Origin of the sequence: Promicromonospora kroppenstedtii DSM 19349, assembly GCF_000515355.1 — a bacterium.
Taxonomy (GTDB): Bacteria; Actinomycetota; Actinomycetes; order Actinomycetales; family Cellulomonadaceae; genus Promicromonospora; species Promicromonospora kroppenstedtii.
In genome coordinates this window covers 41,745-56,827 of record NZ_KI911678.1, presented here as the reverse complement: position 1 = coordinate 56,827, position 15,083 = coordinate 41,745, and the positions used below count along the sequence as shown (strand labels likewise).

11 protein-coding genes are annotated in these 15,083 nt (G+C 68.9%); 4 read left to right on the top strand and 7 right to left on the bottom strand.

The features are described from left to right. On the top strand, positions 1-621 hold a 621-nt coding region (locus tag PROKR_RS14150), incomplete at its 5' end, for an MGH1-like glycoside hydrolase domain-containing protein (protein ID WP_425414894.1). Between the two features lie 161 nt (positions 622-782). Here PROKR_RS14150 and rplI read toward each other — a convergent pair. From rplI to PROKR_RS14120, 6 genes are all read right to left on the bottom strand, one after another. Continuing rightward, a complete protein-coding gene (rplI, locus tag PROKR_RS14145; RefSeq protein WP_020013531.1) occupies positions 783-1,232 on the bottom strand; it encodes a 50S ribosomal protein L9 in 450 nt (149 codons plus the stop codon). 17 nt (positions 1,233-1,249) lie between these two features. Next, a complete protein-coding gene (gene rpsR / locus PROKR_RS14140; RefSeq protein WP_020013532.1) occupies positions 1,250-1,486 on the bottom strand; it encodes a 30S ribosomal protein S18 in 237 nt (78 codons plus the stop codon). A 79-nt stretch (positions 1,487-1,565) separates the two neighbouring features. After that, the gene (locus PROKR_RS14135; RefSeq protein ID WP_036964287.1) at positions 1,566-2,111 is read right to left on the bottom strand and encodes a single-stranded DNA-binding protein; all 546 of its coding nucleotides are present in this window, start codon (positions 2,109-2,111) and stop codon (positions 1,566-1,568) included. A 110-nt stretch (positions 2,112-2,221) separates the two neighbouring features. Continuing rightward, on the bottom strand, positions 2,222-2,512 hold the full coding sequence (gene rpsF, locus PROKR_RS14130; protein WP_200835897.1) for a 30S ribosomal protein S6: 291 nt from the start codon (positions 2,510-2,512) through the stop codon (positions 2,222-2,224). 238 nt (positions 2,513-2,750) lie between these two features. Then, entirely contained in the window at positions 2,751-5,330 is a 2,580-nt protein-coding gene (locus PROKR_RS14125; RefSeq protein WP_157602081.1) for a transglycosylase domain-containing protein, read from the bottom strand. A gap of 204 nt (positions 5,331-5,534) precedes the next feature. After that, positions 5,535-8,111, bottom strand: a complete 2,577-nt coding sequence (locus tag PROKR_RS14120) for a transglycosylase domain-containing protein (RefSeq protein WP_051432991.1) — start codon at positions 8,109-8,111, stop codon at positions 5,535-5,537. Positions 8,112-8,437: 326 nt separating this feature from the next. Here PROKR_RS14120 and PROKR_RS14115 point away from each other — a divergent pair, with 326 nt between their 5' ends. Both PROKR_RS14115 and PROKR_RS14110 read left to right on the top strand, forming a co-directional pair. Continuing rightward, complete coding sequence (locus PROKR_RS14115; RefSeq protein WP_036964286.1) at positions 8,438-9,082, top strand: PadR family transcriptional regulator; 645 nt, start codon at positions 8,438-8,440, stop codon at positions 9,080-9,082. Further along, positions 9,079-10,170, top strand: a complete 1,092-nt coding sequence (locus PROKR_RS14110; RefSeq protein ID WP_036964285.1) for an inositol-3-phosphate synthase — start codon at positions 9,079-9,081, stop codon at positions 10,168-10,170. The genes PROKR_RS14115 and PROKR_RS14110 overlap by 4 nt, the downstream gene beginning before the upstream one ends. A 99-nt stretch (positions 10,171-10,269) precedes the next feature. Here the strand turns inward: PROKR_RS14110 and PROKR_RS14105 are convergent, their stop codons facing one another. Then, positions 10,270-14,394: a S8 family serine peptidase gene (locus PROKR_RS14105; RefSeq protein ID WP_245605828.1), complete on the bottom strand. Its 4,125-nt coding sequence runs from the start codon at positions 14,392-14,394 to the stop codon at positions 10,270-10,272. A 447-nt stretch (positions 14,395-14,841) separates the two neighbouring features. Here PROKR_RS14105 and PROKR_RS34950 point away from each other — a divergent pair. Then, positions 14,842-15,083 (top strand): hypothetical protein (locus PROKR_RS34950; RefSeq protein WP_036964284.1); only part of this gene is annotated, 242 nt, incomplete at its 3' end.

Genomic DNA, 15,083 nt, shown 5'->3' with positions numbered 1-15,083 from the left:
AGGGGCGCCGCGCGGGCCGGCGCGCACGAGGCGGCCGGTGCGCCGACCACCGCGAGCACTGCCCACCAACGAGCCGCCGCCCGCCTGATCGCCGCGATGGACGAGCACCTGTGGGACGAGGACCTGGGGCTCTACGTGGCACTCGACGACACGACCCGGGAGCGCGTGCGTCGGGCGACGGTGAACGGCCTGGTGCCGCTGCTGCTCGCCGGGGACCTGGCCCAGGCCTCAGCGCCGGCGGCGCTGCCCCCGGGCCGTGCCAACCGCCTGCTCGCAACCCTCACCGGCCCGGATTTCCTGGGTGGGGGGCCATACCTGCCGAGCACCTCACGACAGGACCCGGCGTTCGACCCCGCCCTGTACTGGCGTGGCCCGGCCTGGTTCAACATGTCGTGGCTGCTCCTGCGCGCCGTCCGGGCCCTTGGCCGCGACGACCTCGCCGCCCGGTTGCGGGGTCACTTCGCCGTCGCCGCGCCGGAAGGGTTTCCCGAGTACGTGGACCCGGACACGGGAGCCGGCCGGGGCACGCGCCAGTTCTCCTGGACGGCGGCCCTGACCCTGGACGCGCTGCTCTCCATGGACCAGAACATCCTGCCGGACCCGGCTCCGCCATCGGCGTGATGTCTCGCCAGGGATTGCGCCCGAATCACGCGAGTTCCGCGCGTGATCGCCGAGGAGAAGCGCACCTTGCGGACGGTCGCCAGTTTCCGGACAGCAGCAGGCCCCGGCTCCCACAGGGAACCGGGGCCTGCTGGCGATCAGGTGATCAGCCGAGCCGAAGCTCAGCCGGCGACGACCTGGACGCCGATCTTGGCCGACACCTCGGGGTGCAGGCGGATCGACACGGTGTAGTCACCGGTCGTCTTGATGGACTGACCGATCTCGATCTTGCGCTTGTCGACCGACGGGCCACCGGCAGCGGCAACCGCACCGGCGATGTCCGCCGTGGTCACCGCGCCGAACAGACGGCCACCGGGGCCGGCGTTCGCCGTGACGACGACCGGCTTCGCGGACAGCGAGGAGGCCAGGGCCTTCGCGTCGTCCAGCGAGGCGATCTCGCGGGTCTTGCGAGCCTTGCGGATCGCGTTGATGTCGGACTCGGCGCCCTTGGTCCAGGGGGTCGCCAGCGAACGCGGGATGAGGAAGTTACGGGCGTACCCGTCCTTCACCTCAACAACGTCGCCGGGCTCGCCCAGGCCGGTCACCTCGTGGGTCAGGATCAGCTTTGCCATTGTTCTCGATCCCTTCCTCAGCGAGCCGTCGACGTGTACGGCAGCAGGGCCATCTCGCGGGCGTTCTTCACGGCCTTCGCGATCTGACGCTGCTCCTGGACGGAGACGCCGGTGACGCGACGGGCACGGATCTTTCCGCGGTCGGAGATGAACTTGCGCAGAAGCGCCGTGTCCTTGTAGTCGATGTTGGCGATCTTCGCGGACTTCAGCGGGTTGATCTTCTTCTTGGGCTTGCGCACCACAGGCTTCGCCATGGTGTTGCTCCTTCGTCAGGTGCTGCTCACTTCGCCTGGCGGGCTGTATGAGCACAAAAGGTGAACTGGGTGGTAACGGTTAGAACGGCGGGTCGTCCGAGAACGAGCCGCCCGACGACGCCGGGCCTGCCGTGGCCCACGGGTCGTCATTGCTCTGACCGCCACCAGAAGAGCTGAATCCTCCGCCGGAGCCGCCGCCCTGCTGGCCGCCGCCTCCGTTGTAGCCACCGCCGCCGCCACCGAAGCCGCCGCCACCGGACCGCTGGGCCCGGGTGACCTTGGCCGTGGCGTAGCGCAGGGACGGACCGATCTCGTCCACCTGCAGCTCCACGACGGTGCGCTTCTCGCCCTCACGGGTCTCGTAGGAGCGCTGGACCAGGCGACCCTGCGCGATGACGCGCGTGCCCTTGGTCAGCGACTCCGCGACGCTCTCCGCGGCCTCGCGCCAGATCGAGCAGCGCATGAACAGGGTCTCCCCGTCCTTCCACTCGTTGCTCTGGCGATCGAAGGTCCGCGGGGTCGACGCCACCGTGAAGTTGGCGACCGCCGCACCGGAAGGGGTGAAGCGCAGCTCAGGGTCCCCGGTCAGGTTCCCGATCACTGTGATGACAGTTTCACCAGCCATGCCAATTCCTCGATTCAGTCGACGTTCCGTGCGCGCTGTCCGTGCTCGCGGTGAATGCAACCACGAACCACTGACACTCGCGCGGGCGTAGGAGGTTCAGGTCCGACGACTTACTTGTCGCCGGTGCGCAGGATCTTGGTCCGGAGCACGACCTCGTTGAGGCCGAGCTGGCGGTCCAGCTCCTTGGCGGTGTCCGACGTCGAGGTGAAGTCGACGACGGCGTAGATGCCCTCGGACTTCTTCGAGATGTCGAACGCCAGGCGGCGGCGGCCCCAGATGTCCACCTTGTCGACGGACCCACCCTCGGTCGTGATGACCGACAGGTACTTGTCGAGCGACGGGGCAACGGTGCGCTCCTCGACCTCCGGGTCCAGGATCACCATCAGTTCGTACTGACGCATGTGTATACCCACCTCCTCTGGTCTCAGCGGTCACGGTCGTTCCGTGACAGGAGGGTTCACAGCAAGGGTCAAGCCTACCTGGCATGTGCGCGACGACGGAAACGAGCGCGGGAGACGCCTCTCACACCCCCGCCGCGCCGACGGGAACCGCCTCGCCCGAACCGGGCAGCCCCTCGGGAAACGACCGAGGGGCCGTCTCCCACAGGAGACGACCCCTCGTCCATGGGCGACCGGGCGGCTACGGGCTGTCGTTCCCGTTGCCGCCACCACCACCGCCGCCACCGCCACCGGTCGGCTCACCGGTCGGAAGGCCGACGTCGGGGCCGGACGAGACGATCAGCCGCACCTGGCTGCCCGCTTCCACCGGACTACCCTCGCCCGGACTCACGTCGATGACGGTGCCCTGCCGGACGTCGTCGGACGGCTGGTACTCGACGACCGGTTCGAGGTTGGCGCCCTGAACCTTGCCGCGGGCGCTGCCCTCGCTGCTGCCGATCAGGCCGTCGGGGACAGTGGTGGCCTCGGGCTGCTCGGGACCGGTCGAGACCTCGACCCGGATGTTCGAGTTGCGCGGCACCTCCTGCCCCTCCTTCTCCACAGAGAGCACGGTGCCCGGCGGCTGGTCGCTCGGGACCTCCACGAGCTGCGGGTTCACCCCGGCGCCCGAGAGGGCGGCAGCGGCGGCCGCGAACTGCTGGCCCACGAGCCCGGTCGGGACCATCACCTTCTGGTCCTCCGACGGCGTGGGCGACGGGGTGGGCGTGGGCGACGGCTTGGGGGCCGGCGGCACGTAGGGCGGGAACTCCTCGACCTCCATGCCCTTCGTGACCTCCTGCATGTACTGGGTCCACGCCGTGACCGGCCAGGTGCCACCGGTCAGGCTGCCGCCCGCCCACTGGCCGAAGGGGGTGATCGAGGCCTGCGCGACGCCGTCGTCGGCCGTCTGATACAGGCCCACCACGGTGGCCAGCTGCGGGATGTAGCCCGCGAACCACGCCGACTTGTTGTCGTTCGTGGAGCCGGTCTTGCCGGCCACGGGGCGCTGCTCCCCGTCGGGGCCGAGCAGCTCCTGCGCGGGGGCTCCGGAGCCCTCGTTGACGACCTGCTCCATGGCGTAGGTGGCCTTGGCCATCACGACGGGGTCGATGATGTCCTTCTTGGTGTTCTCGCCGCTGAACTCCCAGACCGTGTCCTCGCCCTGCTTCACCGACGTCAGGATGTGCGTCTCGTGCCGCGTGCCCTGGGCCGCGAACGTGGCGTACGCGCCCGCCAGGTCGACCGGGTGCACGTCGGCAGTACCGAGCACGTTGGACAGGGTGTCGTTGGTGGCATCCTTGGGAATGCCTGCCCGGATCGCGACGTCCTGCGACTTCTTCGCCCCGATCTCCACGTTGAGCTGCGCGTAGACCGTGTTCACAGAGTTCGCCGTGGCGTCGACCAGGTCGATGTCACCGAAGGACTCGCCACCCGCCTGGGTGCCGAAGTTGGTGAGCTGGACCTCCTCCTCGACGCCGGTCTCCTTGTTCCGGACCGTCCAGCCCGGGATCTGCATCGGGCTGTTGCCGTTGTAGTACTCGTTGAGCTCATGGCCGTCCTCGAGGGCGCCGATGAGGGTGAACGGCTTGAACGTCGAACCGGCCTGCGCCTTGCCGTCCGTGGCGGAGTTGAACTGGACCTCCTCGTAGTTCTTGCCGCCGTACAGGGCACGGATCGCGCCGTCCTTGGGGTCGATCGACACGATCGAGACCCCGAGCCGCTTGGAGGCGGCGCCCTCGCCCTTGTACGGGATGGTGTTCGCGGCATTGACCGCGGCCTTCTGGAACTTCGAGTTGATGGTGGTGTGGATCTCATAACCCTTGGTCATGAGCTCCTCTTCGCTGATGTTCGCCCCGTCGGGGTCGGCGAGCTCCTTGCGGACCTCCTCGAGCAGGTAGCCCACCTGGCCGGCGCGCGAGGCCGGCTTGTACTCGATGGGCTCGGGGAAGGTGGCGGACTTTCGCTCCTCCTGGGTGATGTACCCCATGTCCGCCATGTTCCGCAGCACGCGGGCCCACTTCTGCTCCGCGACGGCCTTGGACTCCTCGCCGAAGCGCGGGTCCCAGTAGGACGGCGACGGGATGATGCCCACCAGCATCGCGGTCTCCGAGACGGTGAGCTCGGCCGCCGGCTTGTTGAAGTACGCCTTCGCCGCGGCCTCGAACCCGTAGGCGCCGCGGCCCAGGTAGATGCTGTTCACGTAACCCTCGAGGATCTCGTCCTTCGACTTCTCCTGGTCCACCTTGAGGGCCAGGATGATCTCGCGGAACTTGTCCGCGTAGGACGACTGTCCGGGCTGGAAGTAGGTGTTCTCCACGTACTGCTGCGTCAGCGTCGACGCGCCCTGGCGGCCACCGCCGGTCACGTTGCTGATGGCCGCGCGGACGATGCCCAGCGGGTCGACGCCCATGTGGTCCTCGAAGCCCTGGTCCTCGGACGCCACCACGGCCTGGCCGATGTACGGGGGCAGCTCGTCGAGCGGACGGATCGTGCGGTCGATCGCCGCGAACTTACCCAGCACCTTGTTGTCAGCGTAGTAGACCGTGGTGGTCTCCGAGCCGATCTCCGCGCGCTCCTTCGGTACGGCCCAGCCGATCCACCCGGCGGTGAACACACCGACGCCGAGCGACAGCAGGGTCAGCCCGGTGCCGACGACCACGCGCCACGACGGGATCCACGCGCGCAGGCCCGTGCGGTGCGGGCGCGGGTAGTTCCAGATCCCACGCCGGCGTCGGGGCGTCTGCGGCCAGATCGGAATCGGAGAGGGACTCCTGTTCGCCACGTCTTCCTCGTTCCTCGAATCAGTCCAGTGGGCGCACTGAACCGTCGAAACGATAGAGGATCGATGTTCGCAGCAAGTAGCACAAACGCGGTTTCTCTGTGTACGGCCCGTGTCCGCGACACGGGTCACAAAGGGTTCTGCCAGCGCCGATCGGGCCTTTTCACCCGGTATTTCACCCGACGCCGGCAGAACCCCCGGAGACCGCTATCCGAAGATCCCGCCGCCGTCCTCGGACGGGTCGTCGGACGGGTCCTCCGGTCCCGTGGAGACCACGAGGGTGACCTCACTGCCCTTCGGCACCTCGGAGCCCTCACCCGGGTCGACCGTGATCACCGAGCCCTCCGGCACGGTGTCGGACGGCGCCTCCTGCACGACCGGCGTGAGCTCGGCATCCTGCAGCGCCTGCTCGGCGTCGTCCTGGTCCTGGTTGGTCAGACCCCAGGGCACCATGGTGGTCTCCTCCTCCTCGGCGCCGGAGCCGTTGGAGACCTGGACCTCGATGCTGGAGTTCCGCTCGACCTCCTGACCGGCGCGGTCGACCGCGAGCACCGTGCCGGCCGGCTCCGGGCTGTCCACGTCGACCTGCACCGCGACGAGCTGGAGGTTCGCGAGCGTGGCGGAGGCCTCCGTGAACTGCTGGCCCACCAGGTCGTCAGGCACCACGACCAGGTCGTCGGCCTCCTCGGAGGGGCTCTCGGACGGCGTCGGCGAGACGGAGGGCTCGGGGACCGGCATCTCGTAGGGCGGGAACTCGACGACGTCCATGCCCTCGGTGGCCTTGGACATGTAGTCGGCCCAGGCCGTCACCGGCCAGGTACCACCGGTCAGACCGGTGAGACCCATCTCCTTCCACTCCCCGAACGGGGTGATCTGCTGGTACTCGCCCTTGCCCTCGCGGGCCTCGCGGTCGTACTGGTAGAGCCCGACGACGGTCGCCAGCTGCGGCACGTAGCCCGCGAACCAGGCCGACCGGTTGCTGTTCGACGTGCCGGTCTTGCCGGCGACCGGGCGGGGCGTGACGCCGTCGGGACCCACGAGGTGCGAGGCCGGCTCGCCGGAGCCCTCCTGGACCACCTGGGTCAGGGCGTACGTGGTGGCCGCCATCACCTCGGGCTCGAACTCCGTCTCGGAGGGCTCGCTCCACTGGTAGAGCGTCATGTCGCCGTTGGTCACCTCGTCGACCAGGTGCGGCTCCGTCCGGATGCCCTGTGACGCGAAGGTCGAGTAGGCGCGGGCGATGTCGATGTTGTGCACGCTCGCGGTGCCGAGCACGTTGGCGAGGTTGGGGGCGACGATCTCGTTCCCGGCGGCGTCCGTCTCGGGGATTCCCGCGCGGGTAGCGACGTCCTTCGTCTTCGCCGGGCCCACCTCGACGTTGAGGTGCACGTAGGCGGTGTTCACGGAGTTGGCCGTGGCGTCGAGCAGGGAGACGTTCGGGTAGCTCTCGCCGTAGGGCGGCTGGCCGAAGTTGGTGAGGACCGCCTGCTCCTCCTCACCGGTCTCGGCGTTCCGGTTGTTGTAGCCCTCGATCTCCTGCGGGGACGTGCCGTCGTAGGTCTTGGTCAGCGGGATGCCCTGCTCCAGGGCCGCGACCAGGGTGAAGGGTTTGAACGTGGAACCCGCCTGGGCGATGTCCTGCGTCGCCGAGTTCGTGGGGTACGTGCCGTAGTCCGGGCCGCCGTAGAGCGCCCTGATCGCGCCCGAGGACGGGTCGATCGAGGTCAGCGACGCACGCGTGTTCTCGTCGGCGTCCTTGGGCAGCGCCATCGCCTCGGCCGCGGCCGCCTGCATCTTGCGGTCGATCGTGGTCTTGATGGAGAACCCGCCGGTGGTGAGCTGGGCCTCCTGGATGTTCGCCCCCTCCGGGTCCGCGAGCTCCTTGGCGACCGCCTCCAGGAGGTACGCGGTCTGCGGGTTGCCCGATCCCTGCGTGTACTTCTTGAGCTTGGGGAACTCGGCGGCGGCACGGTCGTCCGCCGTGATCACGCCCGACTCGACCATGAAGTCGAGGGTGCGGCCCCAGCGCGCCTCGGCCTGGGCCTGGGCACCCTCGCCCTGGCGCGGGTCCCAGTAGGTGGGGTTCGGGATGATGCCCGCGAGGAACGCTGACTCGGAAATGGTCATCTTGCTGGCCGGGTGCCCGAAGTACGCCTGGGACGCGGCCTCGATGCCGTAGGCCCCGCGCCCCAGGTAGATGGTGTTCATGTACCCCTCGAGCACTTCCTCCTTGGACTGCTCCTGGGTCACCTTGAGCGCGAGGATCGCCTCGCGGAACTTGTCCGCGTACGTCGCCTCGCCCACGCCGATGTAGTAGTTCTCCACGTACTGCTGGGTCAGCGTCGACGCGCCCTGCTGGGCACCGCCGGTGATGTTGTTGAGCGCCGCGCGGGCGATGCCCAGCGGATTGATGCCCATGTGGGTGCGGAAGCTCTGGTCCTCCGACGCGATCACGGCCTCGGCGACGTACGGCGGCAGGTCGGCGAGCGACACGATGGTGCGGTTCTCGGCCGCGAACTTCCCCAGCGGCTTGCCGTCGGAGTAGTAGACCGTCGTCGTCTCGGAGCGCACGGTGTTCAGCTCGCCGGGCACCGTCACGTCCACCCAGGCGGCCAGGATCACACCCGCGACCAGCGACGTCCCGGTCAGCAGCGTTCCCACGACGAACCGCCACGACGGGACCCACGCCCGGATCCCGGTGCGGTGCGGCCGGGGGTAGTTCCAGATTCCCTGCCGACGCCGGGGCGTCTGCGGCCAGATCGGAGAGGGACTCCAGTGCGACACGACAGCCTCTTCCTCGTTCGGACTCGGGATCCGCCCGCGTGCGATGGACGCACCTGCCGGTCGGACCACCCGAAACCATAGGGGATTCACCCTCTGGCGCAGTACCCACATCTGCCGCACCGACGCAACCGGAAGATTTCGACGCATGGTCAACGCAGTCCGTCTGCCCTCACTTCACACTTTTTTCACCTCGGTGATGGAACCCCGGGTACCAGCGGTGGATTGCGGGCCGCCCGGAGGGTGCTTATCCTCTCGATGTATCGACTCGATACATCGTGCTGAAGTATCCAACCCGGCCTGCCGGGTCATCCAGGAGGGAGGTCACCGTGCGTAGTCGGTCCGATGTGCTGGAGACCGCCGTCCTCGGCCTGCTCAACGAGTCCCCGCTGCACGGTTACGAGCTGCGCAAGCGGCTGAACCTCGTGCTCGGCTCGTTCCGTGCCTTCTCCTACGGCACGCTCTACCCGGCCCTCAAGGGCCTGGTCACCCGGGGTCTGATCGCGACCACCGAGAGCGACCCGACGCCCCCGCCCCGCAAGGGGAAGACCGGGATCCCCGGCCGGACCGCCAAGCCCATGCCCCTCGGCCGCCGTCGTGTGGTCTACGAGCTGACCGCCGAGGGCAAGGAACACCTCCAGTCCGTGCTGGCCACCGCCGGCCCCGCGGCCTGGGAGGACGACAACTTCGACGTCCGGTTCGCCCTCTTCGGGCAGACCGACGCGGATACCCGCCTCCGGGTGCTGGAAGGCCGGCGCACCCGGCTGACCGAGCGCCTGGAGGCCTTCCGGGAGTCGACGACGCATCCGCGGTCGAGGCTCGACGAATATGCGCTGGAGCTGCGGCGCTTCGGGCTCGAGAAGGTCGAGCGCGAGGTGCACTGGCTCGACGGCCTCATCTCCACCGAGCGGGGACGCGCCGCGGCGCAGAGCCACTCACCACAGCAGGAACAAACGAAGAAGGAGCGAGGATGAACTCCATCCGCGTGGGTATCGTCGGCGTGGGCAACTGCGCCTCGTCCCTGGTCCAGGGAGTGCACTACTACCGTGACGCCGACCCGGCGAGCACCGTCCCGGGCCTTATGCACGTGCAGTTCGGCGACTACCACGTGTCGGACCTCGAGTTCGTCGCGGCGTTCGACGTGGACGCGAAGAAGGTCGGGTTCGATCTGGCCGAGGCCATCAACGCGTCCGAGAACAACACCATCAAGATCGCGGACGTCCCGCCGACCGGCGTGACGGTCCAGCGCGGCCCGACCCTCGACGGCCTGGGCGACTACTACCGCGCCACGATCGACGAGTCCACCAAGGAGGCCGTCGACGTCGTCGCAGCCCTGCGCGCCGCCGAGGTCGACGTGCTGGTCTGCTACCTGCCGGTGGGCTCCGAGGAGGCCGCCAAGTTCTATGCGCAGTGCGCCATCGAGGCGGGCGTTGCGTTCGTCAACGCCCTGCCCGTGTTCATCGCGTCCGACCCGGAGTGGGCCGCGAAGTTCGAGGAGGCCGGCGTGCCGATCGTCGGCGACGACATCAAGTCGCAGGTCGGGGCCACCATCACGCACCGCGTGCTGGCCAAGCTGTTCGAGGAGCGCGGCGTCGTCCTGGACCGCACCTACCAGCTGAACGTGGGCGGCAACATGGACTTCAAGAACATGCTGCAGCGCGACCGCCTCGAGTCGAAGAAGCTCTCCAAGACGCAGGCCGTGACGTCCAACCTCAGCGGGCCGCTCGCGGGCAAGAAGGAGGACCGCAACGTCCACATCGGCCCGTCCGACTACGTGGCCTGGCTGGACGACCGCAAGTGGGCCTACGTGCGCCTCGAGGGCCGCGCGTTCGGCGAGGTGCCGCTCAACCTGGAGTACAAGCTCGAGGTGTGGGACTCCCCCAACTCCGCGGGCATCATCATCGACGCGGTGCGGGCCGCCAAGATCGCGAAGGACCGCGGCGTCGGCGGGCCGATCCTCTCGGCGGCGACGTACTTCATGAAGTCGCCGCCCGTGCAGATGGAGGACACCGCGGGCCGCGCCCAGCTGGAGGCCTTCATCCGCGGCGACATCGAGCGCTGACCACCGCCGAGGCAGAACTGCAGCGCACCCCGCGAGGGATGCGCTGCAGTTCTGCTTCGCCCTGGTTCTACCGAGGGCGAGGTGGCTGGGCCCGGATGACTACTTGATCGGGTCCAGCTCGAAGTCGGTCACGACGTCGGTACCCGCCGTCACCTTCGCGGAGCCGACCTGCGGGACGTACCCGTTGGACGTCGCGATGATCTGCGCCGTCCGCTCCGACTTGTCGAACCAGTACTCGTAGACGCCGTCCGACCCGGTGACCAGGGTGACCGCCGAGAGCTTCCCGTTGATCTGGACCACGGAGTCGCCGAGCGACACCACGCCGTCCGGCGTGAAGCCACCGACGGTGCCGGACAGCTTGCCCCAGCTCTTCGGCGGGTTGACCGTCAGCGAGACGTCGACCGACGACGTCTCGTACGGCGTCTCCGCGCCGGCCAGGAGCGAGGCCGTGAAGGTGCCGGGCTGTGCCACGACGCCGCTGAGGCTCGCCGTGATTGTCTTGCTCTGGCCCGGTGCCAGCGTGAACTCCGTCGGGTCCACCGACAGCCACGACAGGTCGCTGCCGCCGCCCGCGACGTCACCGGAGACGTTCATGACGATGTGCATGTCGGGCCAGCCGATGGAGTCCGTCGTCGCCGGCTCCGCGAGACCGCAGTCGGTGGCGGAGAGGTACGACGGCGCGGACTGACCCGCACCGTTCGAACCGATGTAGAAGACGCCACCGTTCGACTGCTGGTTGGGCGACACGACCTCGACCACGAGCGTGGCGCCCGCGGGCACCTCACCCGTCACGGGCACCGAGACCATCGTCAGGGTCGACGCCGGGATGGCCAGGTCGGCCGTCCCGATCTCGGTGAGGTTGGCGAAAGTGAGCGCGCCCTCCAGCGTGTAGAGGTTGACCGTGAGGGTCTGAGCGGTGGCCTCCTCGATACCGAAGGACACCTCCGAGACCTCGAAGTCGTCCTCGATGTCGAAGTCGCTCAGCGTGAACGTCCGGAAGAAGTGGTTCTCCGTGGTCCCCGCCAGGCCACCGCAGGAGGCCGAGTTGACCGCCACGATCTCCTGCGACGCCGAGTGGGTGATCGTGGTGGCGTTCGGCGAGACCGGGATGGACTCGGGCGTGACGCCCTCACCCGCGGTGCCCTTGCCGGCGGCCTGCAGCTTCGACTTCGAGCCGCCGACGCCGGAACCACCGAGCTTGACCGACGGCTTCGTGGACTTGACCTCGGTGGCCTCGCCCGTCGGGTGCTGGATGGCCGCGAGGCCGTCCGTGCCCAGGATGTCGAAGCCGCCACCGGTCGCGGTGAGGTCGACGTCGGCCGGAGCCGAACCCTCGTTCTTCACGGTGAACCGCTTGGTAGTGGTGCTACCCAGCGGGAGCGTGGCGGCGAGAGAGTCGGTGCTGACGGTGACCAGGCCGGCCGCGAGCGCCGCGTCGAACGTGCCGGTGGCCTCGGGGTCGAGGGTCACCGTGCCCGACTCGGACTCGTAGTCCGGCGCCGTGACCTCGACCGTGTAGTCACCCGGGAGGGCGATGGCCGAGTAGGTGCCGTCCTCCCCGGTGGTGGCGGTGCGGGTCGCCGCGTCGGACGTGGCCGTCACCGTGGCGCCCTCGACGGCGTCACCGGTGTTGAGGTCGGTGACCGTGCCCTCCAGGAAGGAGAGGACGGGCGCCGTGTACGTGATCGACAGGTCGGAGGAGATCGCCGGGGTGCCGTTCGAGTACTGGAGGCCGACGGTGCCGGCCTTGTTCTCGATGCCGACCGACGCCGAGTCGCCCTTGGCCGAGCTGGTGTCGGTGACGTCGCCGTAGCCGAAGATGACCGTGCCGTCCGCGACGAGCGTGACCGAGAAGCTCAGGCGGTCCGTCGCCGGGCTGTACTTGCGCACGTTGCGCCACTCCACGACGAACGCGTCCTCGCCGTCGACCGTCGTCTCACCCGTGTACAGGCCCGACTCACCGTCGAGGAGCAGGTCGTCCCAGAAGGGGAACAGTGCCGCGTTCGGCACCGCGCTGTTCGGGATGGCCCCGTTCGCGTACGAGGTGCTGGCCGCCAGGAAGTTCAGGTGGCCGTTCGACGTGACGAATGCGGAGTCGTAGCCCTCGCCGTAGTACGGGAAGGTGAAGGGCAGGTCGAGCGACGTCTGCACGTCGTCGCCCGTGAGTGAGGACTCGGTGTCGCCCTGCAGGTACTCACCGGTGGTGGTGGCGCAGGAGTAGCCGAAGTCGTCGGTCACCGCGGTGATCTCGACGGGCACGTCCTCCGCGCCGTCGACCACGACGTCGCCCGCGTACGGAGCGGCGCAACCGCCCGTCTCGACGCTGAGCGTGTAGGTGCCCTCGGGGACGTCGGCGAAGGCGAACGTGCCGTCCGCGCCGGTGGAGACGTCCTCGAAGTGGCTGCCGAGGCTGACCGGGACGCCGACGACCGGGTCGCCCGACCCGGCGTAGGTGACGGTGCCGGTCACGGCGTGCGACGGCGCGGCCTCGAGCGAGATCGGCACGTCGACGGTGCCGTCCTCGGTGACGGCGGCCGAGGCCGGCGTCGAGGGCAGGTAGCCGAACGCGGACGCCGAGACCGAGTAGTCGCCGGTGGCGACGCGCGCGGAGAAGGTGCCGTCCGCGTCGGTGCTGACGGTGCGGTCGCGGTCGCCGTCGATGGTGACGTCGGCCGAGGCGATCGGGTCGCCGGCGGCGTTGGTCACGGTGCCCGTGACGTAGCCGGTGGCGCCGATCGGGGCTGCGTCGATGAGCGCGGCGAGATCGAGCTTGCCCTCGCCCCACACGTTGTTGTTCTCGGCGGTACCACCGCAGGTGGTGTCGTCCGTGTCGACGGCGGCCTCGTTGAGGAGCGCCTCCGTGCCCTCGATGTCACCGACGAGCGCGGGAGCGGCGCTCCACAGCACGGCGACGGCGCCCGCGAGGTGCGGGGCGGCCATGGACGTGCCGTTGAAGGCCGCGTAGCCGTCACCCGGGACGGACGAGCGGACGTTCACGCCAGGAGCGGCGATGTTGGGCTTGACCAGACCGTCTTCGCCGGCACCACGCGACGAGAAGGCTGCGATGTTGCCCGAGGCGTCGAACGCGCCGACCGAGTACGAGCTCGTGTTGGCACCCGGCGACGAGGTCGTCTGGCAGCCGGAGCCCGAGTTGCCCGCGGACCAGGCGCCGAACACGCCGGCGGCGGCCCAGGCAGCGGTGGTCTCCTCGTACCAGTCGTCGATGAAGCCCGCGGCGGTGTAGCCCCACGAGTTGTTGACGATGTTCGGGCGCTTCGACGGGTCGGGGTCGGAGCCGTCGACCTTGGTCGGGGCGACGATCCACTGGCCCGACTCGAGCAGCGCGGAGTCCGAGCAGCTGTCACAGCCGTTCGTGGCGATCCACTCGGCGTCGGGGGCGACACCGATCTGGTTGCCCGCGCCGTCGTCACCGACCATGGTGCCCATGGTGTGGGTGCCGTGGCCGTTGTCGTCGAACGGCTCCGGTGCGGAGCCGCTGGTGTCCTGCCAGTTGTAGTCGTGCACGACCGAGCCGTCGGACTGCACGCCGCGGTACTGGTCGGCCAGCGCCGGGTGGTCGAACTGCACGCCGGTGTCGATGTTCGACACGACGATGCCCTGACCCGTGTAGCCCTGCTCCCACGCCTCGGGGGCGTTGATGAAGTCCAGGCCCCACTCGACGGCCTGGGGCGCCTTGTCGCTGACCGGGGTCCGCTTGACCGGGTCGACCAGCTCCAGCTTCACGGTCTCGCGGATGGCCTCGACCTTGGTGCTCGCCGCGAGCTCGTTGGCGAGCTCGAGCGTGCCGTCCTCGACCAGGATGCGGTTGCTGATCCAGTAGCTCTCGTAGTCCGCACCGGCGGCCTTGAGCTCCTTGACCAGGCTGGCCTGTGAGGTCTTGGCCGTGGTGGTGAGCGCGTCGTAGACGTACTGACCGCGCTCGTCCCAGTCGGCGATGTCCTTGGCGGCCGTCAGGTTGGCCTCCTCCGCGAGCACGACCCAGAAGTCCGCGGTCTTGCGCTCGGTCAGCATCTCCCGGGCGAAGCTCGTGAACTTGTCGTCGGGGTCGGCCGCGACGGTCTTCGTCGTGGTGACGGGCAGTGCTGATGTCGGGGATGTTCCTGCGAACGCTGCCGGAGCAACGCTCAGTGCTGATGTCGCGACGAGCGCGATGGCCGCTGTTGCGGTTGTCGCGCGCTTCGCGAGCACGGTTCTGCGATGCATGAACCCTCCATTACCCGGCGCGCCCACTGGATCGGGCGCGCTTGGACGGACCACGGTCGTGGGCCGTGCCCAACCGTCGTTTGCACAGGTCAGGGCAACAAGGTCGGATCAGGGTCAGGTATGGGTCACTTCTCGGTCAAAATGCGGTCATGTAGCCCTCGACAACTTTGTCAAGGGCTTCCAGGAAACTTCACCCGGCTTATTCGCCGCAATTTCACCCCTTAACCTGTCATGAGTGGCGGAAAACCGTCAAGCAGGCGGGATTGTGTCATTTTGCCCACGCAATGGAAAGGTAACGAAAAATTGACCCGAGCGGTACGACACGGGGGCAAACTGGCGCGCGCTGGCCAGGTTTAACCCGGTCCGCGACCGAACGGTCGACCATGGAGGGTGAGGCACGTGACGCACGACCCCGCACCAGGATCCACCCCAGGCCTCGTCGTCTGCGTGGGCCTTCCCTCGGACCAGATCATCGAGATCGCCCGCCTGCTGCGCGGGCAGGCGACGGTGCTCGCCACCCCGGACGTGGACGGCGCCCGCGCCGTCCTGGGCAACCAGGGCGCGCCCCACCGGCCCGGGGACGTCCCGTGGCACGGCCTCGGGACGCAGCCCGAGCGGTTCGACAACCCTGGTCCGGCGGACGAGCGACCACCCGGCCGCCACCTGTCCGAGCGCCCCGCCGACCGGCT